General features: G+C 52.7%; 20 protein-coding genes, 1 other RNA gene and 1 pseudogene. 13 read left to right on the top strand and 9 right to left on the bottom strand.

Translation table 11 applies throughout. The features are described from left to right. Positions 1-2: 2 nt before the first annotated feature. Together ABQ298_12190 and ABQ298_12185 are read right to left on the bottom strand one after the other, a co-directional pair. On the bottom strand, positions 3-707 hold the full coding sequence (locus tag ABQ298_12190; GenBank protein ID MEQ9825133.1) for a hypothetical protein: 705 nt from the start codon (positions 705-707) through the stop codon (positions 3-5). Beyond that, positions 704-1,240, bottom strand: a complete 537-nt coding sequence (locus ABQ298_12185) for an RNA polymerase sigma factor (GenBank protein MEQ9825132.1) — start codon at positions 1,238-1,240, stop codon at positions 704-706. Before ABQ298_12185 ends, ABQ298_12190 begins: the two co-directional genes overlap by 4 nt. 289 nt (positions 1,241-1,529) lie before the next feature. Between ABQ298_12185 and ABQ298_12180 the strand changes: the two genes are divergently transcribed. The 5 genes from ABQ298_12180 (at position 1,530) to rnpB (ending at position 8,904) form a co-directional block, all read left to right on the top strand. Beyond that, a complete protein-coding gene (locus ABQ298_12180; protein ID MEQ9825131.1) occupies positions 1,530-2,030 on the top strand; it encodes an RNA polymerase sigma factor in 501 nt (166 codons plus the stop codon). Between the two features lie 290 nt (positions 2,031-2,320). Next, a complete protein-coding gene (locus ABQ298_12175) occupies positions 2,321-2,851 on the top strand; it encodes an RNA polymerase sigma factor (GenBank protein MEQ9825130.1) in 531 nt (176 codons plus the stop codon). A 9-nt stretch (positions 2,852-2,860) separates the two neighbouring features. Beyond that, on the top strand, positions 2,861-3,949 hold the full coding sequence (locus ABQ298_12170; GenBank protein ID MEQ9825129.1) for a FecR domain-containing protein: 1,089 nt from the start codon (positions 2,861-2,863) through the stop codon (positions 3,947-3,949). Between the two features lie 240 nt (positions 3,950-4,189). Beyond that, positions 4,190-7,690 carry a TonB-dependent receptor plug domain-containing protein gene (locus ABQ298_12165; protein MEQ9825128.1) on the top strand — a complete coding sequence of 1,167 codons (3,501 nt, stop codon included), beginning with the start codon at positions 4,190-4,192 and terminating at the stop codon, positions 7,688-7,690. Positions 7,691-8,521: 831 nt separating this feature from the next. Then, an RNA gene (rnpB, locus tag ABQ298_12160) (RNase P RNA component class A) lies at positions 8,522-8,904 on the top strand. A gap of 56 nt (positions 8,905-8,960) precedes the next feature. Here rnpB and phoU read toward each other — a convergent pair. The 5 genes from phoU to ABQ298_12135 form a co-directional block, all read right to left on the bottom strand. Then, positions 8,961-9,611: a phosphate signaling complex protein PhoU gene (gene phoU, locus ABQ298_12155; GenBank protein MEQ9825127.1), complete on the bottom strand. Its 651-nt coding sequence runs from the start codon at positions 9,609-9,611 to the stop codon at positions 8,961-8,963. Between the two features lie 38 nt (positions 9,612-9,649). Further along, the gene (gene pstB, locus ABQ298_12150) at positions 9,650-10,459 is read right to left on the bottom strand and encodes a phosphate ABC transporter ATP-binding protein PstB (protein MEQ9825126.1); all 810 of its coding nucleotides are present in this window, start codon (positions 10,457-10,459) and stop codon (positions 9,650-9,652) included. Between the two features lie 22 nt (positions 10,460-10,481). Further along, positions 10,482-11,519, bottom strand: a complete 1,038-nt coding sequence (pstA, locus tag ABQ298_12145; protein MEQ9825125.1) for a phosphate ABC transporter permease PstA — start codon at positions 11,517-11,519, stop codon at positions 10,482-10,484. Between the two features lie 3 nt (positions 11,520-11,522). Next, complete coding sequence (gene pstC, locus ABQ298_12140; GenBank protein ID MEQ9825124.1) at positions 11,523-13,115, bottom strand: phosphate ABC transporter permease subunit PstC; 1,593 nt, start codon at positions 13,113-13,115, stop codon at positions 11,523-11,525. A gap of 105 nt (positions 13,116-13,220) precedes the next feature. Continuing rightward, entirely contained in the window at positions 13,221-14,033 is an 813-nt protein-coding gene (locus tag ABQ298_12135) for a phosphate ABC transporter substrate-binding protein (protein MEQ9825123.1), read from the bottom strand. Between the two features lie 425 nt (positions 14,034-14,458). Between ABQ298_12135 and ABQ298_12130 the strand changes: the two genes are divergently transcribed. The 3 genes from ABQ298_12130 to ABQ298_12120 all read left to right on the top strand — a co-directional run bounded on the left by ABQ298_12130 (position 14,459) and on the right by ABQ298_12120 (position 18,102). Further along, positions 14,459-16,123 carry a fumarate hydratase gene (locus ABQ298_12130; GenBank protein MEQ9825122.1) on the top strand — a complete coding sequence of 555 codons (1,665 nt, stop codon included), beginning with the start codon at positions 14,459-14,461 and terminating at the stop codon, positions 16,121-16,123. Between the two features lie 383 nt (positions 16,124-16,506). Continuing rightward, entirely contained in the window at positions 16,507-17,817 is a 1,311-nt protein-coding gene (locus ABQ298_12125; protein ID MEQ9825121.1) for a serine hydrolase domain-containing protein, read from the top strand. Positions 17,818-17,835: 18 nt separating this feature from the next. Continuing rightward, a complete protein-coding gene (locus ABQ298_12120; protein ID MEQ9825120.1) occupies positions 17,836-18,102 on the top strand; it encodes a DUF4404 family protein in 267 nt (88 codons plus the stop codon). Positions 18,103-18,143: 41 nt separating this feature from the next. Here ABQ298_12120 and ABQ298_12115 read toward each other — a convergent pair whose 3' ends face one another. Next, positions 18,144-19,109 carry a calcium/sodium antiporter gene (locus ABQ298_12115; protein MEQ9825119.1) on the bottom strand — a complete coding sequence of 322 codons (966 nt, stop codon included), beginning with the start codon at positions 19,107-19,109 and terminating at the stop codon, positions 18,144-18,146. A 267-nt stretch (positions 19,110-19,376) separates the two neighbouring features. Here ABQ298_12115 and ABQ298_12110 point away from each other — a divergent pair, with 267 nt between their 5' ends. From ABQ298_12110 to cfa, 3 genes and pseudogenes are all read left to right on the top strand, one after another. Next, positions 19,377-20,351 carry a GDP-mannose 4,6-dehydratase gene (locus ABQ298_12110; GenBank protein ID MEQ9825118.1) on the top strand — a complete coding sequence of 325 codons (975 nt, stop codon included), beginning with the start codon at positions 19,377-19,379 and terminating at the stop codon, positions 20,349-20,351. Further along, a complete protein-coding gene (locus ABQ298_12105; GenBank protein MEQ9825117.1) occupies positions 20,335-21,480 on the top strand; it encodes a glycosyltransferase family 1 protein in 1,146 nt (381 codons plus the stop codon). The genes ABQ298_12110 and ABQ298_12105 overlap by 17 nt, the downstream gene beginning before the upstream one ends. Positions 21,481-21,708: 228 nt before the next feature. Further along, positions 21,709-22,824 (top strand): annotated as a pseudogene (gene cfa / locus ABQ298_12100) (cyclopropane fatty acyl phospholipid synthase). A gap of 284 nt (positions 22,825-23,108) precedes the next feature. Here the strand turns inward: cfa and ABQ298_12095 are convergent. After that, the gene (locus tag ABQ298_12095; GenBank protein ID MEQ9825116.1) at positions 23,109-23,459 is read right to left on the bottom strand and encodes an antibiotic biosynthesis monooxygenase; all 351 of its coding nucleotides are present in this window, start codon (positions 23,457-23,459) and stop codon (positions 23,109-23,111) included. A gap of 395 nt (positions 23,460-23,854) precedes the next feature. On the opposite strand from ABQ298_12095, the gene ABQ298_12090 reads away from it, so the two are divergent. Continuing rightward, the gene (locus ABQ298_12090; GenBank protein MEQ9825115.1) at positions 23,855-24,199 is read left to right on the top strand and encodes a type II toxin-antitoxin system RelE/ParE family toxin; all 345 of its coding nucleotides are present in this window, start codon (positions 23,855-23,857) and stop codon (positions 24,197-24,199) included. A gap of 3 nt (positions 24,200-24,202) precedes the next feature. After that, a complete protein-coding gene (locus ABQ298_12085) occupies positions 24,203-24,487 on the top strand; it encodes a helix-turn-helix transcriptional regulator (protein ID MEQ9825114.1) in 285 nt (94 codons plus the stop codon). Positions 24,488-25,040 lie beyond the last annotated feature (553 nt).

The following is a 25,040-nucleotide window of genomic DNA, read 5'->3' as shown; positions in this document are numbered from 1 at the left end:
ATTCATAAAATCGGGTAGGATTCGGTGGGTGCCTGGGTCGTATGGTCCAGCAATTCAAGTGCGGCGGGATCGAGAACATGAAGGGAATGACGAACCTGTTGCCACTGCGATGCTGGAGTTGAGGCTTTCAGGTGGCGAAGGATCTCCTGTTTCACGATTTGGGAATCCTGAAGTGGTATCGATTGCAGCAGGATGGTACGCATCGTCGCCGAACCTAGACTGGAACTCAATCCATCGAGTGCGGAGAGGCGTGCATTGACACTGGGATCGCTGTTGAGGGTTTGCAGAAACGGAGCGAGCAGCCGGGAGTCCTGTGAGATCCAGTCTGTGGCTTTACGAAGACTGGCGACGCGGGCGGCAGGAGAGATCTGCTGCAGCTGACTTTCCACCCAAAGCTGGCGTAGAGAGCGGAGTTCCTGCTGAAGGGCATGCTGGTTTTGGAGCTGCAGCATGTGCAGCAAGCCCATGCAGACTGCAGCCGTCATTCCAACCCATGCCGCAAACAAGGTCATTTTGGTTTTGTTTGCGGATCCGCCGTGTGCAGTCTGAGTGCGGCGAGCGGATTGACTGCCATCTGCATGGCCATCTGCATAGGCCTGCAGGCGCAGCTTGAACAACTGGTGCGAATGGGATTCATCCCCCGGCGAGGGAAGCGGAAGGGTTCCCAGTTTATCCCAGAGGGGATCGGATGTATCATGCGGGTTCATCGGTTTGAAATGGATGTGTGAAGTTGTTGTGTGTAGGATTGTCTGAGCGCATTCAGCGCTCGGTGCAGGCGAACCTTTGCGGCCCCTTCACTGCAGCCGAGCACGTTTGCAAGTTCCAGGTGGGTGAAGTGTTGAAAGCGCGCGAGAACGAGGATTTCCCTTTTGGACTCTGGTAGCGTATCCAGAGCGATGCGCAGGTGCTCGACATCCGACTGGTGTGTTGCCGTTTCCCGAGGGTCGGAAGAGATCGCGTCGGTAGGATCATCCCCGGTTGAATCCAAGTGCAGGGGTGGTCGCTTCTTCTGCGCGTCACGCAGTGAATTTCGGGCAATTTGAAACATCCAGGCTCGAAAGCTGTGATGATTCTGGAAGCTTTCCCGATAGCGCAACATCCTCCAGAACACCTCCTGCACGAGATCCTCCGCATCGTCCGACCTCACACCCATGTTGCGGAAGTAACTGAGCAGCGGATATCGATGGCGGGTAAACAAGGTGTTCATGGCCTGAAGTGTTCCGGTGCGAACAGATTGCATCAATTGATTGTCACTGGGTTCGTTCACACCGATCTGAAGGTTGGGAAAGCATGGATCGCATATGTGGAGGAATACCGCGTTGCTGCAAAAAGGTTACCGAAAAAATTTCATAACGCAAAGAATCTGCTTCCTGGGTCTGTGGCTTCAGGTTAGCCCGGATTCGCAAGCGTTTCTAGTTTTCTTTTAGGGGTTTTCCGGGGACGGTGCGACGTTCTTGGAAACCCCCTGAGAGTCTGCTGCTATGCCAAACCCCCTGTCACAACATGATCTGGATGCCCTTGTGTACGAAATGATCTCGCATCGCGATGCGTTACAGCGATGGCTGGAGAATCGTTTTCCCGATGCGGGGGACATTGAGGATCTTGTACAGGAATCGATGCTGCGGATGATTCAGTATGCAAAGAGTCATGACATCCGCAATGTTCGCGCGTTTCTGTTTTCAACCGCTCGAAATCTTGCACTCAACAAAATCCGGCACACCAAGATCGAGAATCGTGCGGATGCCGATCTGGATTTATTGCTTCAGTACGTCCCTTTTGAGCAACCGGATCCATTTCAACAGGTCCGAAAGGCCGAGGAAGTGTCGATATTGAAAGAGGCAATCAGCACATTACCAAAGCGATGTCGAATGATCTTCACCATGCGCAAGTTTGAGGGACTCTCCCATCAGGAGATTGCAAATCGAATGGGACTTTCGAAGTTTACGGTTCAGAATCAGGGTTTGATTGGCATGCAGAAGTGCCGTCAGCATTTTCTGCGATGCGAGCAGGCGCAGCTCGCACTTTCATGAAGAAGACGAGAACGTGGATTGGGATTTTTGACACTGTAATTGACAGAGCTGAGTTCCTGTTCAGAATCTCTGAAACTACTGTTCATTTGACAGTGTTCTCAGCTCTCAATCCCCCATTCATGATGAGCCGTTGGATGCTTCTCTTCCCCCGAATACCCATTGACAGGTGCGTGGCACCACAAGCTTGCCTGAAGCCGCTTTTTGAAGCAGGACGGGCTTTGTCTGATTGGCAATCCAGTCGGTTTGGTCGGAAGTGATTGCTCTGTTCGGTTTCACGCTCAACCCAAAACATGTCTCCCCAACAAAAAGCTGACTGGTTCGAAGTCGAAGTACGACCGAATGAATACGCGTTGAGAGCGTATTTGAGAAATAGCTTGCCTGAAGGAGTAGAAGTGGACGATGTGGTTCAGGAAACATTTTTTCGGGTGATGAAGATTCAGAATGCAGCAACGATCCACAATGCTCGCAGCCTGCTTTTCAGCATTGCGCGGAACATCACACGCGATCATTTGCGAAAAAAATATACATCCCGCATTTCTCCTTTACGGGAAAACGAAGACTCGTGCGACTTCCCTAGTGATGCAGATGCATTCATCGAGCAGCTTGAAGTGTCCGATGAGGTCGAATTGATGAAATCGGCGATCACGCAGCTGCCCGAGAAATGCAGAATCATCTTCCTGCTCAGAAATTATCACCACCTACCTCACAAAGAAATTGCAAAAAGATTGAATGTATCGGTGAAAACAGTGGAAACTCAGCTGACCATTGGATTCAAGAAGTGCCGCAAATTCCTGGAAAATGTGGGCGTAACCCGACCCTGAACCCTTCTGATGCGTAAACAGACTTCCCATCAATCTGATTCTGACTCCGTTCTGGCGGATGCGAGTGCCGCATGGTTTGTGAAGCTTGATCGTGGTCTGACTCCGTCGGAATCGAAGCAACTGCAATCAGAGCTTAAAAACGATCCGCAGTTGGCCGAGCAGATCGAATCGCATCGCAGCATTCAACAACGGGTCGCAGAGCTGCCATCCTATTTTGTCGATGACCTGCTGGGTGACCTGTCTAAACCCAGGTTGGAAACCCCGTGGTGGCGTTCAGGCGTGGGTATGGCGGCAGCCGCAGTGGTGATGCTTTCACTGACCCTCTCCGCATGGTTGGGCATCCGGCATTTTCAGTCATCTGCGGACGCGTTTGAGCATGCCAGTCTGATCGAGGCAACCGAGAGTCCTATTACACGGATCTTGTCAGACGGTTCGCTCGTGCGCATGAATACGCATTCGACGCTCAAGATCGCATTTTCGACGACGGAACGTCGCATCGATCTGCTCAACGGCGAATCCCATTTCAGTGTGGTGAAGGATTCGGATCGGCCCTTTTCGGTTTTTGTGAATGGTGTGCGAATCCAGGCCGTGGGCACTGCGTTCAACGTGAAAATGGCAGACCGCATCGAAGTGATCGTCACCGAAGGAACGATTTCCATCTCTGAGCAGCGGGCACCGTCGATGTCGGAAGACACGCCTGTAGTTGATGACGTTGTAGATAACCCGGTATCAGAAGAGTTCTTCGATGCTGGCAGTCGGGTCGAAATTGTCAATCGAACGGGGACACGTCCTCTGGAGCTGGCTGTTTTCAAAGCCGATGGCGAGGAAATCGACGAACGTCTGCAGTGGCGAAAGTCACTTCTGACTCTGGAGGGGGAGACCCTGCTTGAGATTTCGCAGAGCTTTGAACAGAAAACCGGATGCCGAATGATCATCATCGACAATAGACTCCATGAATTCAAAATCGGAGGCCGTTTCCCGAGTGATGATGTGATGAGTTTTCTCCGCATCCTCGAAACGGCCTATCACATTCCCTCAAAACAGATTGAGCCGGGAGTGTATATTGTGGGTGACGAATCGGCGCCTGCGGAAAACTGAAACTGCATTTGCAGGTTTATTTCTTTATTGCCTGTTGATAGGGAACGAGTTGTGAACGTGTTTTGCGTTGCTGCAAAAAAGACAACTTTCTTTTAGGGGATTTGGGGTGACGGTGCGACTTCTCCAGTGAACCCCGGCTTGTGAAAGCCCAACTTACTCCATTATTCGAAGATGAATGTTTCAGACTACATAGCTTTTGACTTCTGAAAAAGTCAAAGGTATGCGTTGGATGCAGTTAACATGTCGATACGCAAAGTAGCCTGGTTCATTCTCACGCAGATCGCATTCCTGCCCATATGCCAAGCGGCAAATCAGAGCAACATTTCCCCCCATTCAGGCTCCGAAAATCAACGCTACTTCCTTCACTTACCCAGCTTGGAAGCAGACGAGGCTTTTCGACTTTTTCTCGAAATGGTGGATGTTCCACTGATCTATGCCGTCGAAGATATTCAAGGATTGCGGTTGAATGCCATTGAGGGGCAACTCTCAGCATTCGAGGCCGTTGAGTCTCTGATTGCGGACACCCCCCTGTCCGCGACGAGGGACCATGGAACCGGAACCATCATCATCCGGCGCGTGAGCACAGCTTCGGAGCATGGCGCAAGTGGGCAATTGCAGGCGGGAGACAGCAAAAATCCCGAAATAAACCAAATGAATACGAAACCTGCAAAGGACAAAAAACTGCTGACAACGCTGTTTGCATTCCTTGTCGCTGTGGTCAATCCGGCCAATTCGCAAAACGACTCCGATGACGGTGATAGCGATGTCTATGACTTGTCGCCGTTTGTCATTGATACCTCAAAAGACTCCGGCTACACGGCCACCAACACCCTGTCGGGCAGCCGTTTGAATCAATCACTGCAAAATACCCCCGCATCCATCTCGGTGCTGACCCTTGAGTTCCTCGAAGACATCGGGGCGACCAATATCAACGATGCCATCTCCTATGGGTTGAACACCGACATCGACATCGGCGGAGGTGCTTCAAATGTAGGTGCTTCGACGGGAAACGGACTGGTTGGGAATGAATACAACATCCAGATCCGCGGATACCGTAATGCAGTGGCGACCCGTGACTACTTCCCGACCACGCTGGCGTCCGACAGCTTCAATATCGAACGCATTGAGGTTGCACGTGGACCCAATTCCATGATTTTCGGGGTTGGAGGACCCGGAGGCATTGTCAATACCACGGTCAAGTCCGCCATTCTCGGAAACAACGCCACGCATTTGACGCTTCGCACGGGTAGCTGGTCGGAGCAGCGTGCATCGCTCGACGTCAATCGCGCCTTTTTGGACCGCAAGTTGGCAGTACGCTTTAACGGACTGCTGCAATCGGCAGATGGCTGGAAGGATTTTGCGCGGGATGATCAGAAACGCGGAGCGTTGGCATTGACTGCCCGTCCTCTCGAAAAGACTGAAATTCGCATCCATACGGAGTTCGGCGAACTCGAGCAGAACCGCGTACGTCCCTGGAATGCGGTAGACCAGATCTCGAGCTGGGTCGATCAGGGTCGTTATTTTGTCAACTTCGGTACACCGGAATCTCCCTGGTCCGCAGATGATGAAACCTACGCACAACAGCGTTCCTTTGCGGGTTCGCCTTCCAACGGTCTCGTCAACACTCCGCCGGAGGGGCAAACCTTTGAACGTCGCACAGCTCACTTGGGAACTCCGACAATCTACCTCACGGATGGACCGCTTGCAAACAAGCTCGTTTGGGTCGGAACCCGAGGCGAAGGCAAGCGCTACTATCGCACTTCGTTTCACAACAATACTGCAGGCTACAACACGCCGCAGTTCATCGACGATGAGTCAATCATGCCCCGAACTGCGAATCCGACAGGACCCGGTGCCGTGAATTTCACCGACTACCACGTGCTGCATGCTTCTGTGGATCAGAAAATCGGATCAAATTTCAATATCAACCTGACCGCACAATCGATCCAGGCGGACCGCCGAAACCAGGCACCCATGCTCTTTGCCGAGATCGCTTACAAGCTCGATGTGACTTCCATGCTTCCGTCCTTCTCCACGGATGGAAACTTTGACGCTACAGAAGGCGGACCTGAGACGACCGGACAAGGGGTGGGCGCACTCAATCTCAATTCGCCGATCACAAATCCGTTTGTGGGCACTCCCATCATCAATTACGTTCCCACCTATAGCCTGCGGGATGATGATCAGGAAGACATTCGCCTGAGCGCGAGTTATAACCTCGATTTGGGCAAGGCCGGCAATCACATGATTGTGGGTTTCGTGAGCCGTTCAACCACGACTCAGGAAACGGAAAGCTTCCGTGAGGCGAACGTATCACCAGATCGGCCGGATGTGAACTACTTCAGTGGCAACAACTACGGAGGTCGTGCGACGCATATCGATTATTTTTCCTCCGATCTCGATCAGCGCGGAGTGCCAGATCCTTTCAAGAATCCGCTATCTGACAGTGTATTTTATGGAAATCCGCAGTACCGCTTTTCCGGCGGATTTGTGAGAAACAACTGGACCCGAGGAGAAACGGAAATTGATTCTGCAGCATTTGCGATTCAAAGCACCTTCCTGAGTGAATCCCTGATCACCACACTTGGTGTGCGCCGGGATGAAGTCAGCATCGAAAACTCAGGCCGCATCAATGATCCCAACGGAACCGGTGAGGCAATTGGACTTGCAGATTCCTTGGCTCCTCAGGAGGAAAGCGGCGACACCTACACCGTTGGTTTGGTTTACCATTTGCCCTGGGTGGAGGGTTTGAGCATCTATGCCAACAAGTCCACCAACTTCCAGCCACAGGCCGGAGCGCAGGCGTTCGAAGATGAGTCCCTGAGGGCTGGACGTGAAATCGGAGCACTCAAGGGAGTCGGAGAAGACATTGGGTTGAAATTCCGCCTCTTCGACGGAAGGGTCCATGCCAATCTTGGCTATTTTTCGGTGGCTCAGGAAAATGCTTCCACTGGATTTGACGGACGTTTCACGAACTACATCAGTGCGATCTGGACCACCATCCTCAACGGAGGCAGTGAGACGATTCTTACGGATCAGAACGATCCGAATGGTCATCGCGCCGGAGGTCGGGATACGCGTGCGCAGAGTTCGGACGGCTGGGAGTTTGAACTCACTGCCAATCCGACGGACAACTGGCGAATCTCGTTTAACGTCAGCAAGACTGACAATGCTGTGTCGGATCTCGGCACACACCTCAATTCCTACATCAAAAAGCATCGCAGCGAGTGGGAACAGTGGCGCTCCACCCCCTACGATACCAGTCGTTCCCCTGGCTTTTTGGGCAACAACACGGTGGGTGACCTGATTGATGGATTGGACAACCTCATGGCCGTCGTCAAAGCAGGAGAAGGTGTCACGGAAACCAACATTCGTCCCTGGAACGCAAACCTCTTCACTGCCTACACGTTCAGTGATGGACCCATCCGGGGTCTGACCATTGGTGGCGGAGTGAAGTATCGCGGGGATGCGGTGCTCGGGGTGAACCCGGCAACGCTGGAAAATCCGAAGGCCGAGATTTTCAAGGGGAATTCCTACTACCTTGCAAATGCCATGCTGGCCTACGAATTCGAGATGAAGGGCATCCCCGTTCGTCTGCAGCTCAACGTCGACAATCTGCTCGAGAACAACGACAAGCAGGTGCTCGCGTCGAATTACAATACGACAACGGGGCAGTTGGAGCCGTTCTACTACTTCCTCGAGCCTCGCAGCTATTCGCTGAGCGCCCGATTCTCATTCTAAACAAGAATCTGGGTCTTTTTCCGGGGTCTCAACCCTATCTCCAAGGCAGGACGGAGGTAGAAAGATCCCGGAATACCCTGAATTTTTTGGGTTCTGGCCGGTCGGTGGTTGCATAGTGCCGCCGCCGGCTTTTTTTTGCGCATGCAGATTGATGACGTTGCCATCAAGCGCATCCAGCCTCCAACGTACCGTCGATGGAGGGGAGTGAGGTGTCCTGACCGAACACAACTCAGGGGCTCTCAGAATCTGATCGGGATCAGGATAGTTCGGATGGTCTCGTATCGTGATCGTCAGTCTGCCTTGGCGCATTGCACAATGCACATAATGTGTGCATTATGAAAAACCTCACCCTTCGAATCGATGAAAAGAAGCTGTCGGCAGCCCGTAGAATCGCGGTGGAATGCTCCACTTCCGTCAACGCGCTGGTTCGAGAGTATCTCGATCATTTGATCCAGCAGGAATCAAGATGCGAATCCGCCCGCCGTGATCTAGTCGCCCTATGTGGTGAATCAAAGGCCGAGATTGGTGCCGCAACTTGGAGGAGGGAATCTCTCTATAACCGCTGATCCTATTGATAGCGAAAGCTGTCGGAGTCCAGGGTAGTTCGACCGTTGGGGGTTGATACAGGTGAGGTCTTGAGTATCCACACCTTTCATCGTATGGAGTGCGCTCCTGCGCGCCATTTCTCCTCTACGCTCGGCAATGGCACTGGAAAACAGTCCACACTGGAGTTTGCCTTGTCACCCGAGGTTGTGCGATTGCGGTTTTCGTCTGCGTCGAAAAGCGCTTGCATGTGGGAATCAACGCGGGCAGCATCCTTGACAATGATCGCTTCGCAGGAAGTTGTTCGCTGTTCTTTCAAAGCAGAATAGAGGAAAGTCCGGACACCACAGGGCAGGATGCCTCGTGAAAGCGGGGGCACTGACGGTAACAGTCAGTGACGGAAAGTGTCACAGAAAACAAACCGCCCTGAGCGTAAGCGAAGGGTAAGGGTGAAATGGCGGGGTAAGAGCCCACCGCATTCCGGGTAATCGGGATGGCAGGATAAACCCCATCCGGTGCAAGGCAAAATAGGGAACTGGGCGGCCCGTCCTTAAGGTTCCGGGTATGCTGCGCTTCACTTCGGTGGAGGATCCTGATTCACGTCGGGGTCAGACAAATGAACAACGCCCGGCAACGGGAGACAGAATCCGGCTTATCACCTGCGGGCGGTCAGATCCTTTTTTTGGAAAATTTCGTAGGGCCTGTGCTCGTCGCAGGCTGCGAATGCCTACTCCTCCCGGATATCGGCACCGGTGACCAGAAAGACCATGTTTTCCACCAGATTTTGTGTGTGATCACCGATGCGCTCGAGTGAGCGCGATACGGAAACCAGGTCAAACCCAGCCTTGAGCGCAAGATCGTGTTGTTCGATGGCTTCCATGAGCAGGTTTTGCAGGTTTTTGTTGATGCGATCAATTTCTGCATCCTTGCGCATGAGGAGGGTGCCATCGGATGCATCAATTTCGGAAAACATGCGGTGCAGGCCGTCGAAGACGCTATCGATCAATTCATACATCGCTCTCACCCCTTCAACAAAAGGTTCGGGATGCAGGGTTTCCGTGCGCAGGGCACGTTTTGCGATTTTTTTGGCCTCATCACCAATGCGTTCAAACTCGTGACTCATGCGGGAACCCGCCATGATCAGGCGCAGCTCAGATGCAATGGGAGCGCGAAGGTTGAGGTAGCGAACGGCCTCGGCGTCCACTTCAATTTCGAGCTGGTCCACCTCTTTTTCGATTTCGAGCACACGCTGGCATTTGGCCTTATCCCGCTCGAGCAGTCCTTCCACGGCAAGACGGGTCTGTTGATGCGTCAGTGTCAGCATGCGCGAGATGTGAGCGCGGAAGGTGTCGAGTTCGACGTCGAAAAATCGCTTCATGAGATGGATGTGGGGATGAAAGTGAGTGAATCTGCGCCTTAGCCGAAACGCCCGGAGATGTAGGCCTCAGTCTGCGGGTTTTTGGGATTCATGAAGAGCGTAGAAGTCTTTCCGTATTCTTCAAGCTTTCCCAGATAGAAGAAGGCGGTGTTGTCAGACACCCGGGCCGCCTGCTGCATGCTGTGGGTGACGATCACGATCGTGTATTGCTGTTTCAGCGAAAAGATGAGTTCCTCGACCTTGGCGGTGGCGATGGGGTCGAGGGCCGAACAGGGTTCGTCCATGAGCATGATGCTCGGTTCGACTGCGAGCGCGCGTGCAATGCACAGGCGCTGCTGCTGTCCACCACTGAGGCTGGTGCCGCTGGTGTGCAGGCGATCCTTGACCTCGTTCCAGAGTGCTGCACCGGTGAGGCTCTTTTCGACGGCCTCATCCAGAACGGACTTTTTTTTCACACCCTGCATGCGCAGGCCATAGGCGATGTTTTCGTAGATGCTTTTGGGGAAGGGATTTGATTTCTGAAAAACCATGCCAACCTTCTTGCGCAGCTCGATCACGTCGACTTGAGGGTCGTAGATGTTATGGCCTGCGATTTCAATGGTGCCGCTGGTCAGTTGCGCACCTTCGATGAGATCATTCATGCGATTGAAGCAGCGCAGCAATGTGCTCTTACCACAACCGGAGGGACCAATAAATGCGGTGACCTGGTGTTCTGGGATCTGCAGTTGCACGTCAAACAATGCCTGCGTGGATCCATAGCAGAAATCCACACCATTGACGGAAATCGCGGTTGCATCCGTTTCCGGCTGAACGGGAGCAGGGGACGATTGAGCGCGTGCTTGGGTCATAGGAGTTTGATGCATGCTCGGGTTACCATTTGTAGCGTTTTCGGATGTGGATGCGCAAAAGGATCGATGTGAAGGCAATCAGAAAGACAATGATGAGAAAGACGAACGCAGTCCCATACTGCATGCGCTCGGTGTAGGCGTTTTGCGGAATCTTGGATGATACGACATAAATGTGATAGGGCAACGCCATGACGCCTTGAAAAAAGAAGTCGGTTGCGCGTTCGACCTGCCAGGGCAGGGTGTCCCGGATCGCATAGGCAGCGGTGAACATGATCGGGGCAGTCTCACCAGCCACCCGTGCGATTCCCAGAATGGAAGAGGTGAGGATACCGGGCAACGCGTAGGGCAGCACGTTCGTGCGGATGGACTGCCATTTGGTCGCACCCAGCGCGAGGCTTCCTTCCCGAAAGCCTGCAGGGATTGAGCGCAGGCTTTCTTCGCTGGCGGTGATGATGATTGGCAGCACCATGAAGGCGAGGGTGAACCAGCCCGAGAGCAGGGATACATTCCATTTCAGGCCGATGACAAACATGCCAAAACCAAAGAGTCCGAAGACGATGGAGGGTACGCCAGCCAAGTTCATGATGGAGAGTCGGATGAGGTTGATAAATCGGCCTGGTTTACTGTACTCGCTGAGGTAGATTGCACTGAGGATGCCCATGATCAGTGCAATGGTCATGGAACCCGCAACGAGTAGTATGGTTCCCATGATCGCCGGGAAAATGCCTCCACCCGAGTAGGAATAAGTCTGAGTGGCAGGCAGGGTCTCCGCATCTGCAAAATGGGCACGGAATTCGGTATTAGAGAGTTCGAATTTTTCACCATCGAGTTCAAACACATGCAGTGTTTCCGGGGCTTGAGTCAGGAAATCGAGATTCACAAAGGGTGCTTCAGCCTGGAATACAACGGGTGCTCCGCGAAAAATGATGGTACCAAAGATCGCCGCTGCACAGAGCAACACGAACCAGGTCGCCAGGCGTAGTAACCATGCAATGAAACGCTCCACGCGGCTGTGCAGCGTTTCCTTTCGGGCGAAGGGATGGATGGCGTTGGCTTGCATGAATCAGACGGAGATTTTGAACTTGTGCACGATCTTCTGGGCGAGCCAGTTGACCAGCAATGAGATCAGGAACAGCAGCATGCCGAGCACAAACAGTGCCCGGTAGTGGATGGAGCTGCGCTCGACCTCGCCCATTTCCTGCGCAATGATTCCGGTCATGGTGTGGACGGGCTGCACGATTGCGCCCAGTCCTTCGCTCAGTTCGGGGATGGCGATGCGGTTGCCCGCGCAGAGCAGCACCACCATGGTTTCCCCAATCACGCGACCAAAGCCGAGCAGTACCGCTGAAATGATGCCGGAGAGCGCGGTCGGCAGTATGATGTGCAGGATGGTTTGCATGCGGGTGGCACCGACCGCAAACGATGCCTCCTTGTAGGCCTTGGGCACGTTGTTGATCGCATCTTCGGCGAGTGTGAAAATCGTTGGCGTTGCCATCAGGGCCAGCAGGCAGCCGGCCGTCAGCGCATTCAGTCGCTCCGCGATGGGGAAAAACGGCAGAAATTCGAGCCAGCTGATATTGGAGACTTGGCGCAAGGTTTCACCCAGTACCGCAATTCCGAAAAATCCGAGCACCACCGACGGAATGGCGGCGATGAACTCGATGCTGGGCTTGATCCATTTTTGTTCGCTGGGACTTGCGATCTGGTTGACGTAAATCGCAGCAGCGACGCCAAAAGGCACAGCGAGCGTGAGTGCGATGCCAGACACCATCAGGGAACCGGTGAGCAGGGGGAGGATGCCATACCAGTCCTGCCAGAAGCTGTTGGTGACCCATTCCTTTCCAAAAATAAAGGAAGTGAAGGAGGCCATCCAGCTGATCGGTTCATCCGGATTCCATGCCTTGAGCCGATCCACGCGGGAGGGAATGCTTTGGATGAACTGATTGGTCAATTCGCGAAAACGTGTGATCTTTGCCCCATGTCCTGGTACGGGAAGCTCCGGAAAATCGGCGGTGAAGGCGGAAATCTCACGGCTAAGGCTTTGTGTTAGATCCACGTAGCGTGGTGTTTGTTCACGCAGATAGCTCTCGATAAATTCAAAATCAACATCGTGGATTTCCACCTGTTCGGCTTCAGCAGTATTGCCCTGCCTCAGGAGCAAACGCCGGTATTCCCGTAGGTTTTCATTGGACACGTACTGATCCCGAACCGACGTGACCATCTCGGTCAGTTCTGCATTGAGATCGCTCAGAGGGTAGGAGAGATCGAGAAAATCGTAGGCAAAATCCTCGAGAGGTGCGAGCTGTTCGTTGGCATCTGCGAACGCCACGCCCCGCGCCTGCAGTGCTGCCATCTGTTCTGCCCGGATCGAATTGAGGTAGCGATAGAGTGCGGTGTAGTCTGCTTCGGTGGATTTGACCTGTTCGACATACTCGAGTCCAGCCTTGCGGTAGAGCACGTGTGCCTCACGGTTCTGACCGAAAAAACCAGAACCTTCCTTGAAGAGGAAAAACGCGATCAACAGCAGGATGAGGATCGCGATCCAGGCATTCCCGAAAAAGAACACCTGTATCCACTTGTCTGAGTGAATGCCAAACCACTTGCGCCGCTGTTTGCGCAGGTTGATCGAAGGAGAGCTTGAATGCGGTTCCTCCATAGAAGGTCAGTGTGTGTTCGAGGGGGTACCTTGAGCGTATTGCAGGCAGTGTCGGAGACTTCGATGACAGGTGGGCATGAAGTGACGAATCCCAGAACTCCAGGGTTATTGCAGTGGAATGAATCCAACGCTTTCCACGATTTTTTGTCCTTCAGGAGAGAGCACAAAATCGATGAATTCCCCCGCCAGTCCGCTTGCTTGTCCGTTTGTATAAAAGAAATTGGGACGAGCCAGCGGATAGGATTTGTCGTTGACGGTTTGTGGGCTGGGAAGCTTGCCGTTGATGCTCACCACCTTGACTCCAGGAGTGTGGATGTAGGCCAGACCAACATACCCGATACCCGTCGGATTGGTGGCGACTTCTGCGGCGATTTGCTCGTTTCCAGCCATTTTCTGGGAGGATGGAGCGTAGTCGCGGCGACGCATCGCAAGGTTTTTGAAATCCTGATAGGTTCCGGATGATGTATTGCGCGTGTAGATGGAAATGCGGCCTGAAAATGGTCCAACAGTGGACCAGTCCGCTACGTCACCGGTGAAGATTTGCTGAATCTGACGCAGGTTCAGATCGCTGATCGGGTTGGACTCATTGACGATGACCGCGAGACCGTCATAGCTGACGGTGATCGCTTCCATGTTGACGCCCTTGGCACGCGCGGCAGTGATTTCGCCCGGGCGTGCAGCCCGACTTGACATGCCAATGTCCGCAGTCCCATCAATGATGGCAGTGATGCCAGTGGTTGAACCCTCAGCAGCAATCTCAAACACGACACCCGGGTGTGCTGCCCGAAACGCCTCTGCAATCTGTGGAACCATCTTGGCCCCGAGTGTATCCGAGCCTTTGATGACCAGTTTTTCGCTTGCTTGAAGCGTGAAGGCAAAGCCGAGCATGAATGCAATCAACAGGTTTTTCATAGTCATGAAGTGAAGGGTTTTAAAGTGGATTTTCGGTGCGGAATTTGTGCTTCATGGGATGCATTTGAATCCCAGTGGACGTGAAAGGGTTGTCTTTTGTCAGTCTGAGTGTGAATTCGAATTTGCGGTCTGCGGAGTCGCAATGCGTCGTTTATGGTGGGTTCAGGCAGCAGGAATCAATCTGAAAGCCAGTATGTTACGATAATGTCACATCGATTCGGAGGGGTACAGCAGGTGATGCCCGTGTATGCGGCTACGGGTTCGAAGCATTGTGCGCTGAAAGTTGAATAAGGAGGTTCAATCCATCTGATTGTTGAAATTAGCGAAAGTGATTGAAGAAAGGGTGCGAAATGGTTTGTCTGGTTTTGCTGAATGGTCTTGCAGGCCTCAGCAGTTGACCAGACACATTGACCTGAAATCGATAAAAAACCATGGCAGTACCACCGTTCAAATATCAGGACCCGTTTCCACTCTTGAAGGACGATACCGACTATCGTCTGCTGACAGACGAATATGTCTCGACCGCAGAGTTTGAGGGCAAGGAAATCCTGAAGGTTCAACCCGAAGCACTCACGGCACTTGCTCAGGCCGCGATGCGGGATATCGCATTTTTTCTGCGTCCGGCCCACTTGGAGCAGGTAGCAGCGATTCTTGATGATCCCGAAGCCTCGCAAAACGACCGCAATGTGGCCCTGACCATGCTCAAGAATGCCGAGGTCTCCGCGCACGGGATTCTCCCCTTTTGCCAGGATACGGGCACTGCCATCATCATGGGCAAAAAAGGGCAGCAGGTCTGGACGGGTGGAGGCGACGAGGAAGCACTTTCCCGAGGGGTGTACAACACCTACACGAAGGAGAATCTGCGCTATTCCCAAACCGTGGCGCTTGACATGTACAACGAGAAAAACAGCGGGACGAACTTGCCAGCGCAGATTGATCTCTACGCTACGGATGGTTCAGAATACAAGTTTCTCTTTGTCGCCAAGGGCGGAGGATCTGCGAATAAGACGTTTCTGTATCAGGAGACCAAGGCACTGCTTAATCCCGAGAGCCTGTTGCAGTTCATGGTGCGCAAGATGGGCACACTGGGCACGGCCGCCTGTCCGCCCTACCACATTGCCTTTGTGATCGGTGGTACCAGTGCGGAGGCGAACCTCAAGGTTGTGAAGCTCGCGAGCACCAAATATTATGACGAACTTCCGACCGAGGGCAATGCACACGGACAGGCCTTCCGCGATGTGGAACTCGAGCAGAAGGTGCTCGAACTCAGCCGAAAGATCGGGTTTGGGGCCCAGTTTGGAGGCAAGTATTTTGCACTGGATGTGCGTGTGATTCGCCTGCCGCGCCACGGTGCCTCCTGTCCGGTGGGTCTCGGGGTTTCCTGTTCGGCTGACCGCAACATCAAGGCCAAGATCAACAAAAAAGGGATCTGGCTGGAGAAGCTGGAGACAAATCCAGGGCGCTTTATTCCCGATCACCTGCGCGAGCCGAACTATCAGGGTGTCGTGAAAATCGATCTCAATCGTCCGATGAAGGACATCCTCGCAGAGTTGTCCCAGTATCCAATCAAAACGGAACTCAGCCTAACCGGAACCATCATTGTTGCGCGCGATATTGCGCATGCAAAGCTGTTGGAACGCCTCAAGACCGAGGGGGATCTGCCAGATTATTTCAAGAACCATCCGGTGTATTACGCAGGGCCGGCGAAAACACCCGAAGGCCTACCCTCCGGCAGCTTCGGACCCACCACTGCGGGACGCATGGACTCCTACGTCAAGCCATTCCAGGCTGCGGGTGGTTCGATGATCATGATCGCCAAGGGCAACCGCTCCAAGGATGTGACTGAAGGCTGCGCACAGTATGGAGGATTTTACCTGGGATCCACAGGGGGGCCTGCCGCATTGCTGGCACAGGATAACATCCGCAAGGTCGAGTTGCTCGAATACCCGGAACTCGGCATGGAGGCAGTTTGGAAGATTGAAGTGGAGGACTTTCCTGCCTTCATCCTGGTCGATGACAAGGGCAATGATTTCTTCGCCGAAATCAATCAGGCCTGTGAAGCATGTGCTCTGTCGGTCGCGGGCAGTGCCAAGTAAAATCGTTCGATTTTGCTCTATTTCAGATGAGGCGACGGAGGCATCCGTCGCCTCCTGATGTTGCACATGAGTCTGGCGTCGTGCCTGTAAAGCGAGGAAGCTTCCATCTCCCTTCTCTCTGACTCAATCAGGCCTGATTGAGTCATCTGGCTGGCACTTCCGTTCATTTCTGTACGGGAGACATCGTACAACACCCGTTTTTGCACGATATTCCATTGCCCCATGTGTTGAATTTCGTTACGGTTTAGCTCTTGAATCGACAGGGGTTTGTCCTGGCAAATTCGAACGGCTTTTGAGGATCTGAATTTGTCAAACCACCCCCCGTCGACGAGCGTTCTCATGACGTGCAAATCAACTCTTCTACTGGAAAACGAATTCATCCCATGAAGCCCATTTCAAATCGAAATTCCCTTGTGTTCCGCTCTGCCTTACGTGGCTGCCGTTCCGTGGTGCTCACGCTGCTGTTGCTTGCTCCTTTCTGTTCCTCGCATGCAAACTGGAATCCCGTTGTGCCCGAGTCGGTGGGCATGTCGGGCGAGCGTCTCGGACGTCTGGATGCTGCCTTTGAAAAAATGATTGAGCAGGAAAAACTGCCAGGCACGGTTACGCTGGTAATGCGCCAGGGCAAAGTCGTGCATTATTCAGCGCTGGGCTTTCGGGACAAGGAATCCCAGGCGCCCATGCAGAAGGATACCCTCTTTCGCATCGCCTCCCAAACCAAAGCGGTGGTCAGTGTGGGTGTGATGGTACTGCAGGAGCAGGGCAAGCTGCACCTCAACGATCCAGTGGGCAAATACCTGCCGGAATTCATGCAGACCAATGTGGCCCAAGCCACCGACGACGGCTATGAAGTCGTGCCTGCAAAGCGTGCGATTACCATTCGAGACTTATTGATGCACACCTCGGGCGTGGCCTATGGAAACGGTCCCGGGGAGGATCTTTGGAAGAAAGCAGGCATCCAGGGTTGGTATTTTGCCAATCGTGACGAACCCATTCGGGATGTGGTGCGTCGCATGGCGAGTTTGCCATTTCAGGCACATCCGGGAGAACAGTGGGTTTATGGCTACAGTACGGACATCCTGGGAGCGTTGATTGAGGTCGTCAGCGGGCAGCCGCTCGATGTGTTTCTAAAGGCGGAACTCTTTGACCCTATTGGCATGGGCGATACGCACTTCTTCCTGCCGGACTATAAGGCGGGCCGCCTTGCGACAGTCTATGGATACCAGAATGGCCGCCTGTTTCGTGGACCAGAGCTGGGCAATATGGGTCAAGGCGCATACGTTGAGGGACCGAGGCGTTGCTTCTCAGGCGGAGCAGGTCTGGTTTCCACTGCGAAGGATTATGCTGCATTTCTGCAAATGCTTGCGGATGAAGGCGTTGTCAGTGGAGGACGCATTCTTTCTCGCAAGTCGGTGGAACTCATGCGCATCAACCATCTTGCACCGGAGGTGGGTTATCCCTGGGGCAACGGAATGGGATTTGGACTAGGATTTTCCGTGGTACTCGATCCGGGAATGCGGGGAGAATTGGGATCCAAAGGTGAGTTTGGTTGGGGCGGTGCATACCACAGCAGCTACTGGATTGACCCGGAGGAAGATTTGGTTGTGGTTTATTTTACCCAGGTGATTCCTGCAGAAAATCTTAACGATCACCAGTTGTTGCGCAATCTGGTGTATCAATCCATCGTGGACTAACCCATTGCCGGAGGAAGTATGCCCAGAAAAGCCCTGAAATCCTCACTTGAGGATCTGAGAAATGAAGTTGATGCAGCACTGCAGGCGCAGGATGCTGTCGCATTAAAGGAAGTGCGTGCGCGTCTGGATGTCATCATGGAGGACATTGATGGCACCGCCGATGAATCGATCAAAGCGGAAGTGCACGGAATACAGGATGCAGTCTCCGAACTCGAAGTCACGCATCCGCGCATCACCTCCGCGCTGAATCAAGTGATGCACTTATTGAGTAGTCTGGGGATTTAGAATGACTCTGTTGGGAAGCACGCATTGAGACTTCATTCGTTTCAGCCGGTTTGGGTGAGCAGGTATAAGGTGTATGCGAAGAACCCCAGCAGCAACAGCGCACCCTCGATGCGGTTGATGCGTCCGGCGCGTCGGTAACCGTAGCCAATGGCAAACAGGGACAGTGTCAGGATGGCAACCACCAGCAGGTCCCGGTTGAGCACTTCCGGCTCGGGTGCAAGTGGGCGTATCACCGCTGCGATACCGACAACTGCCAGCGTATTGAACAGGTTGGAACCGAGAATGTTGCCGAGTGCAATGTCGTGTTCTCCTTTTTTTGCCGCAATGAGGGATGAGGCGAGTTCGGGCAATGAGGTTCCTACCGCAATGATGGTCAGGCCGATGATCAAGTCACTGATCCCAAACGCCTGGGCGATGTTCACCGCTCCCCAAACAAGCAGGCGTGAGCTGACGATGAGCAGCAGCAGCCCAATCGCTAGCCAGACCAGGGATCGCGGTAGGGAAAGCCCGGCACTTTCAAGTTCAATAGCCATTTCTCCAGCCAGTGCATCGGACTTGTTTTGCAATCCTTGCCAGATCGTCCAGGCCAGTAGGAGTGCAAACACGAGCAGCAGCATCATCGCGTCGAAGCGTGTGAGCTGACCATCCCGCAGTTGCCAGGCCGCCAAGCCAGTTACCGCGAGCAGGATGGGAAGTTCGTTGCGCAGGATCTGGGACTGTACGATGATGGGTCGCACCACTGCGGTTAGTCCTAGAATCAGCGCAATATTGGTGATGTTGGAACCATAGGCGTTTCCGAGTGCAATGCCTGGGTTGGATTGCACAGCGGCCATGGCTGAGACCAGCATTTCCGGTGCGGAGGTTCCAAAGCCAACCACCACCATGCCAATCAGAAGGGGTGGCATGGAAAAGTAGCGTGCGGTGGAGGCGGCACCTTCGACAAATCGATCAGCACTCCACAGCAACAGGATGAGACCTAGAATCAGGATCAGAATGGAAAGCAACATGGCGTTGGCAAGTTTGAGCAGGATGGAATACGGTTCGATTTTAGTCCAATATCGCATTCTGCAAATGCAGGAATTGTGGAGACCCGTTAGCATTCCCTCCAGAAGATGGAAAAATCCGCATTTCCCGTTTGCCTCTATCTTCAACCTGCACTCATTGGAGCTTTTATTTGAACCTGTGTCCCATGCGTGAAGGGGTGTGTACCTGCACTGAGCTTTGACTAACAAAAATTTCCGGGGTGCCACGAGGTTAACAGGTCATGTTGGAAGATGAAACGCGTATTGATCACAGGGGGTAATGGGTTTGTTGGCCGACACCTTGTGCGGTATCTTCACAAGGAACATCGCGAGGTGGAGATTATGCTGCTGGCACGCAGTGAGCCGCTAGAGCCGGATGGTGTTGTTTGCTTCAGGGTAGCAGATCTTTGCGAGCGGAAGCACCTGAGGCGGGTTTTAAACGAACTACAGCCGGATGGCGTCATTCACCTCGCCTCTGAGAGCAGTGTGGCCGTATCTTGGCAAGATCCACACCGGGTACTTGAAAACAACATTCGGGGCTTCATAAATCTGGTCGAATCAGTTCGGGAAATCTCACACCATTGTCGCCTGTTGGTTGTGGGTTCCTCAGAACAGTATGGAGTGACAAACCGGAATCCCGTTTCTGAGCAGGCTCCGCAGTTTCCCTGCAATCCCTACGGTGTCTCCAAGTGTGCTCAGGAGCAGATTGCCCGGATGTATGCGCAGAGCTTTGCGATGGATATTGTCATGACCCGATCATTCAACCACATCGGCTCAGGTCAGAGTGAGAATTTTGCGGTTGCATCGTTTGCCAAACAGATCATCAGACGCAAGCAACTCGGTCCGGACTCTCCTGTGCGAGTGGGCAATCTGAAGACAGTAAGGGATCTTGTGGATGTGCGGGATGTGGTAAAGGCTTACTGGGGGCTGCTCAAGTCGGGGACGACTGGTGAGGTTTTTAATGTTTGTTCGGGGTGTGGATATTCCCTTCAAGGTGTGTTGGAGCTCATGATGGAACTTGCCGGACTTGAGGCACAATGGCAGGTGGATCCCGCATGCTTTCGTCCGAACGATGTTCCAGCCTTGATCGGAGATGGATCAAGAATCCGTGGGATTTTGGGGTGGGTTCCAAACTACACGCTTCGTGAAAGTCTACAACCCGTGCTTGACGAGTGGCAGCAGCGAACGGAGTCAACACAGCAAGTGGCACATGCAAGTCTGTTATGATCATCAGATTTTTGCGAGCCAGCGTGTCGGAGGCATTTCCCGCTACTTTTCTGAGTTAGTCCGGCAACCCTGTGTGGGGTCAGTGCGCAACCAATTGGTGCTTGCGAAGAGCCTGAACTGTTATTTGGAAGGCAACCCGCGCTATGCGGGCATTGTTGAGCAAACGCGCAATCACTACCGCAATTTTGCCTGGGGATTGGAATTTCGGGGGAAACATCGTCTGTATCAAAAGTATCTGCAGATCAGCCGCTACAAAGAGATCAATCTGCGTCAGTCACTTCGCGTTGTGCGGCGGGGGAATTTTGATCTGTTTCATCCCACCTACTACGATCCCTACTTTCTCGATGTACTCGGCAAAATCCCCATGGTGTTGACGGTGTATGACATGATTCACGAGAAATTCTCTGCGCATTTTGCTGCGCAGGATCACACCAGCGAATATAAACGCCAACTCTGTCATCGGGCATCGCATATCATAGCCATTTCTCAATCAACCAAGGCGGATTTGGTTGAGATATTTGGAATTCCTCCCGAGAAGATCACGGTGATCCACCTTGCGAACAGCCTGGAACCGCCGCCTGTTGAGGTGAAACTAGAGCTTCCCGAACGTTACGTCCTGTTTGTCGGTGTGCGACGGGGGTATAAAAACTTCAACGCTTTTTTTAGCGCAATGTTACCACTGCTTCGCCGTGACCGCGATCTGCACCTGCTTTGCACTGGTTATGCGTTTTCAAAGGAAGAAACGGAGCTTTTTCAATCACAGGGAGTTCAGCAACAAGTGTGTCATTTTTTCGCTTCTGATTGGGATTTGGCAGAACTGTATTCGCGAGCGACTTGCTTTGTCTTTCCATCTTTCTACGAGGGGTTTGGTCTTCCCATACTCGAAGCCTATGCTTCGGGTTGTCCGGTCGTGGTCAGTCACACCAGTTCACTTCCCGAAGTGGGGGGTGCCGCTGCCCTCTACGTCGACCCCAGCGATCCTGACGATATCAGGGAAAAAGTCCTGCAGCTCCTGCAAAACCCAAGCCTTCGTCATCAGCTTCGGGAAAAGGGATACGAACACCTGAGGCATTTCAGTTGGGAGCAATGTTGCCAACAGCATGCCGCACTCTATCAATCGCTGCTGTGATGAAGGTCACGAAATTTTGGTTATGGGATTTGTTTAAAGCCGAAATTTGCATGAAAGGCAGGAATAACGGATTGCCTGAAATGAGTGCAAATGGCTTTACTTGAAAGGCGCAGGGTGTTATTGAGGATTACCCCTTTGGGGCACAGAAATGCTCTATGTGAAGGGCAGTTGTTGCTTTGCATATGCTGCTGATGGTCTTCACGGGCTAACCCGAATTCGAGGAGAGATGGCATGAATGAATCAATCCTGCGAGAATGGCTGCAACCGACTGGCATTGCTTTTGGAGGTTCCAATCCATGGGACATTCAGGTACACGATCAACGGTTTTACTCACGCGTCGTGCGCGATCAGAATCTGGGACTAGGCGAATCCTACATGGAAGAGTGGTGGGACTGTGAACAGATCGACGAAATGATCTGTCGGTTGCTCCGTGCCGGACTGGAGGACCGCGTCCGTCGAAATCCCGGCACCCTGCTGCGCACATTCCCGGCAGTGTTGTTCAACCTGCAATCCCGTGCCCGTGCCCGCATCATCGCCCGGCGGCATTATGACCTTGGCAATGATTTGTTTTTCGCATTTCTCGATCCCCACCGTCAATACAGCTGTGGTTATTTTAAGGATACGGATGATTTGGATCAGGCGCAGGAGAACAAGCTGGATCTGATTTGCCGGAAACTCAACCTCAAGCCATTCGACCATGTGCTGGACATCGGATGCGGGTGGGGTGGACTTGCCCGTTGGATGGCCAAGCGAATCGGCTGCCGGGTGACAGCTGTCAACATTTCGAGCGAGCAACTCCGCTTTGCTCGCGACTTTTGCAAGGGCTTGCCCGTCGAGTTTCAGGACTGTGATTACCGGGCAATCCGGGGCAAGTTCGACAAGATTGTATCGGTGGGGATGTTTGAGCACGTCGGGCCGAAGAATTACCGCACCTATCTGGAGGTCGTGCGCCGCTGTCTCAAGAAGCATGGTATCTTCTTGCTGCATACGATCGGTGGCAACACCACCAATGCCACCGGCGACCCCTGGATCACCCGTTACATCTTTCCCAATGGCATGCTGCCCAGTGCCACACAGATCGCAAAGGCAGCAGAGGGACGCTTTGTGATCGAAGACTGGCACAATCTGGGTCCACACTACGACCGCACCCTGATGGCGTGGAATTCCCGATTTCAGAAGGCCTGGCCATCCCTGCAAGGTCAGTATGACTTGCGCTTCAAGCGCATGTGGGAGTATTACCTGCTCGCCTGCGCGGGGGCCTTCCGCGCCCGGAACATCCAATTGTGGCAGGTTGTCATGACGCCCTACGGCTCGGGCACCCCACAGCCACCCTGCAGATTTTGAATCTGCACCGATTTTCCTGCTCAGAGCAGCACCCCATCTGCTGCAAACCCTCCCGACCTCGCAGGATTCATAAGGATGATTGTTTCAGATACTGAACCGAGGATTTCACAACACACCGTTCGGCAGATGCCGAACTCAAAACGCTCCGAAAAATCGGAGCTGCAAAAACCCCGACGAAAAACCCTTTTGTCGCTGTGTAACAGCGTTATGTGGCCCATAGGCCTTATCGGTTGGCATTCGCCAGCCAATGTTACAAAATTCAGTTCTTTAAGCCATAAAGGGTATCAACTGCTTGAGTCTGCCTTCATGCCATAGGCCCGCTCGACCCTGGCAATCCTCACTTCAAATGCAGAATACCAGAGCTTGCGTCCGGTTTCCTGTGCCACGGCATGCTCAGCGTTCCGTTTCCACGCAGCGATGGCTTCCATGGACTGCCAGTAGGACACCGTGATGCCCAAACCCGACTCACCCCGTGCACTTTCCACTCCCAGAAATCCCGGTTGATCCGCTGCAAGTTCCACCATGCGCTCAGCCATCGCCGCATATCCGCGATCCCCTTCCGTTCTCAGGGAAGTAAAAATGGCTGCATAATAGGGCGGGTGGGGTGTGTTTGCGGGATGAATGGGTGCACTCATGGATTTAACTCAGAACCATGAACCCAAACTTCCCTGAGGCAAACGATCTTCGTAGAATCCTTCAATCCAGAAAGCAGAATGTCCTCAGCATTTTGCCGGGATTGTCTTTCGGACGGGTCAGATTTTTGCGACTGATCTCCCTCGGATGTTCTGAAGGTTGGGTACGAAGTCGTTTGTTTCCACGAATCGTGAAAAATCCTCGATATTCTGAGATTTCCGTCGTCCATACGGACTACTGCAATACGTTGCAATAAACTGTATACACTTTGGCAGGAATTGGCAGGAGACGCGTAGCGGAAAAGCCTGCAATCGCTCCCGTTCCATAGAATAGCCAGAGATTTTATCTATGGTTCTATTTCCTTGATAAAGTTAGCAAATATGCTAACTTTATCTTCATGCGCAGGATTCAGTTTTACAGAACAGAAGCCGGGACATGTCCTGTTGAAGAGTTTCTGGACTACTTGAATCCTAAGCAGTCGAAGAAAGTTCTTTGGGTGATGCAGATGGTTCGGCAAATGCCAAAACCACCTGTTCAGTATTTCAAAAAACTCATTGGAACCGATTTGTGGGAGATAAGAACACAATTGGGTTCTGATGCGTTTAGGTTGATTGGATTTTTTGATGGAGAACAACTCATCATTTTGACGAGCGGATTTGCGAAGAAGACACAAAGAACGCCGAAGCAAGAAATCGAAACAGCCAAGCAACGAATGAAAGATTATTTTAACAAGAAGGAGTAAGCTATGGACGATCTAGATAAGTATATTGAAAAACGGAAAGAACGGGATCCCGAATTTGCTGAAGGATATGATGCAGGATATCAGGAGTTCCTTGTTGGAGTATTGTTGAGAGAGGCCAGAAAAGAAGCTGGCGTTACTCAAGAGGCTCTAGCCGAAGCTATCCATACGAAAAAATCTGTGATCTCCCGCATGGAAAACCAAGCCAGTGATGCACGAGTCTCGACACTTCGCAGAGTTGCTCAAGCTCTGGGAAAAGAACTCGTTATTGAACTGCGTGATGCCAGTTGAGCTGAACACCCCGCACTCAATTTCGCAGTAGTTTCCGGATTTAAACGGATGTAAATCCCAATGGAAGGGTATTCTTTAAAAAATCCACCACTTCAGGAAATGTCCGGCGTCTTCCACAAAATCGAAGGTCCAATACTGAACCCAGGATTTGATTAAACACCATTCGGCAGATGCCGAACTCAAAACGCTCCGATCCATCGGAGCTGCAAAAACCCCGACGAGTCGGGGACACAAATCCTTTTTGTCGCTGTGTAACAGCGTTATGTGGCCCATAGGCCTTATCGGTTGGCATTCGCCAACCGATGTTTCAAAATTCAGTTGTTTAAGCCATAAAGGGTATCAACTACTTGAGTCTGCCTTCATGCCATAGGCCCGCTCGACCCTGGCAATCCTCACTTCAAATGCAGAATACTGAGCCGGTCGGGAAAAGTTGGACAGAAATGAGAAGCTGCTAAGAGTAAAAAGCAGCCAATGAAAAAGAGACGAAAGTTCACCGCAGAGTTTAAAAGCAGAGTTGCCCTGGAGGCGATTCGGGAACGTGAACCGATCCATG

Source organism: Puniceicoccaceae bacterium (genome assembly GCA_040224245.1).
Classification (GTDB): domain Bacteria; phylum Verrucomicrobiota; class Verrucomicrobiia; order Opitutales; family JAFGAQ01; genus JAKSBQ01.
Note: the sequence above shows the minus strand (reverse complement) of the source record. Positions and strands in the feature narration are given on the sequence as shown.

Excerpts from the sequence above, each read along its gene's own strand:
- ABQ298_12095 (MEQ9825116.1), bottom strand. The coding sequence starts at position 23,459 with ATGAGTGCACCCATTCATCCCGCAAACACACCCCACCCGCCCTATTAT.
- ABQ298_12115 (MEQ9825119.1), bottom strand. The coding sequence starts at position 19,109 with ATGTTGCTTTCCATTCTGATCCTGATTCTAGGTCTCATCCTGTTGCTG.
- ABQ298_12120 (MEQ9825120.1), top strand. The coding sequence starts at position 17,836 with ATGCCCAGAAAAGCCCTGAAATCCTCACTTGAGGATCTGAGAAATGAA.
- ABQ298_12135 (MEQ9825123.1), bottom strand. The coding sequence starts at position 14,033 with ATGACTATGAAAAACCTGTTGATTGCATTCATGCTCGGCTTTGCCTTC.
- ABQ298_12190 (MEQ9825133.1), bottom strand. The coding sequence starts at position 707 with ATGAACCCGCATGATACATCCGATCCCCTCTGGGATAAACTGGGAACC.
- ABQ298_12105 (MEQ9825117.1), top strand. The coding sequence starts at position 20,335 with ATGCAAGTCTGTTATGATCATCAGATTTTTGCGAGCCAGCGTGTCGGA.
- ABQ298_12090 (MEQ9825115.1), top strand. The coding sequence starts at position 23,855 with ATGCGCAGGATTCAGTTTTACAGAACAGAAGCCGGGACATGTCCTGTT.
- ABQ298_12130 (MEQ9825122.1), top strand. The coding sequence starts at position 14,459 with ATGGCAGTACCACCGTTCAAATATCAGGACCCGTTTCCACTCTTGAAG.
- ABQ298_12165 (MEQ9825128.1), top strand. The coding sequence starts at position 4,190 with ATGTCGATACGCAAAGTAGCCTGGTTCATTCTCACGCAGATCGCATTC.
- ABQ298_12180 (MEQ9825131.1), top strand. The coding sequence starts at position 1,530 with ATGATCTCGCATCGCGATGCGTTACAGCGATGGCTGGAGAATCGTTTT.
- ABQ298_12185 (MEQ9825132.1), bottom strand. The coding sequence starts at position 1,240 with ATGCAATCTGTTCGCACCGGAACACTTCAGGCCATGAACACCTTGTTT.
- ABQ298_12170 (MEQ9825129.1), top strand. The coding sequence starts at position 2,861 with ATGCGTAAACAGACTTCCCATCAATCTGATTCTGACTCCGTTCTGGCG.
- phoU (MEQ9825127.1), bottom strand. The coding sequence starts at position 9,611 with ATGAAGCGATTTTTCGACGTCGAACTCGACACCTTCCGCGCTCACATC.
- pstB (MEQ9825126.1), bottom strand. The coding sequence starts at position 10,459 with ATGACCCAAGCACGCGCTCAATCGTCCCCTGCTCCCGTTCAGCCGGAA.
- pstC (MEQ9825124.1), bottom strand. The coding sequence starts at position 13,115 with ATGGAGGAACCGCATTCAAGCTCTCCTTCGATCAACCTGCGCAAACAG.
- pstA (MEQ9825125.1), bottom strand. The coding sequence starts at position 11,519 with ATGCAAGCCAACGCCATCCATCCCTTCGCCCGAAAGGAAACGCTGCAC.
- ABQ298_12175 (MEQ9825130.1), top strand. The coding sequence starts at position 2,321 with ATGTCTCCCCAACAAAAAGCTGACTGGTTCGAAGTCGAAGTACGACCG.
- ABQ298_12110 (MEQ9825118.1), top strand. The coding sequence starts at position 19,377 with ATGAAACGCGTATTGATCACAGGGGGTAATGGGTTTGTTGGCCGACAC.
- ABQ298_12085 (MEQ9825114.1), top strand. The coding sequence starts at position 24,203 with ATGGACGATCTAGATAAGTATATTGAAAAACGGAAAGAACGGGATCCC.
- ABQ298_12125 (MEQ9825121.1), top strand. The coding sequence starts at position 16,507 with ATGAAGCCCATTTCAAATCGAAATTCCCTTGTGTTCCGCTCTGCCTTA.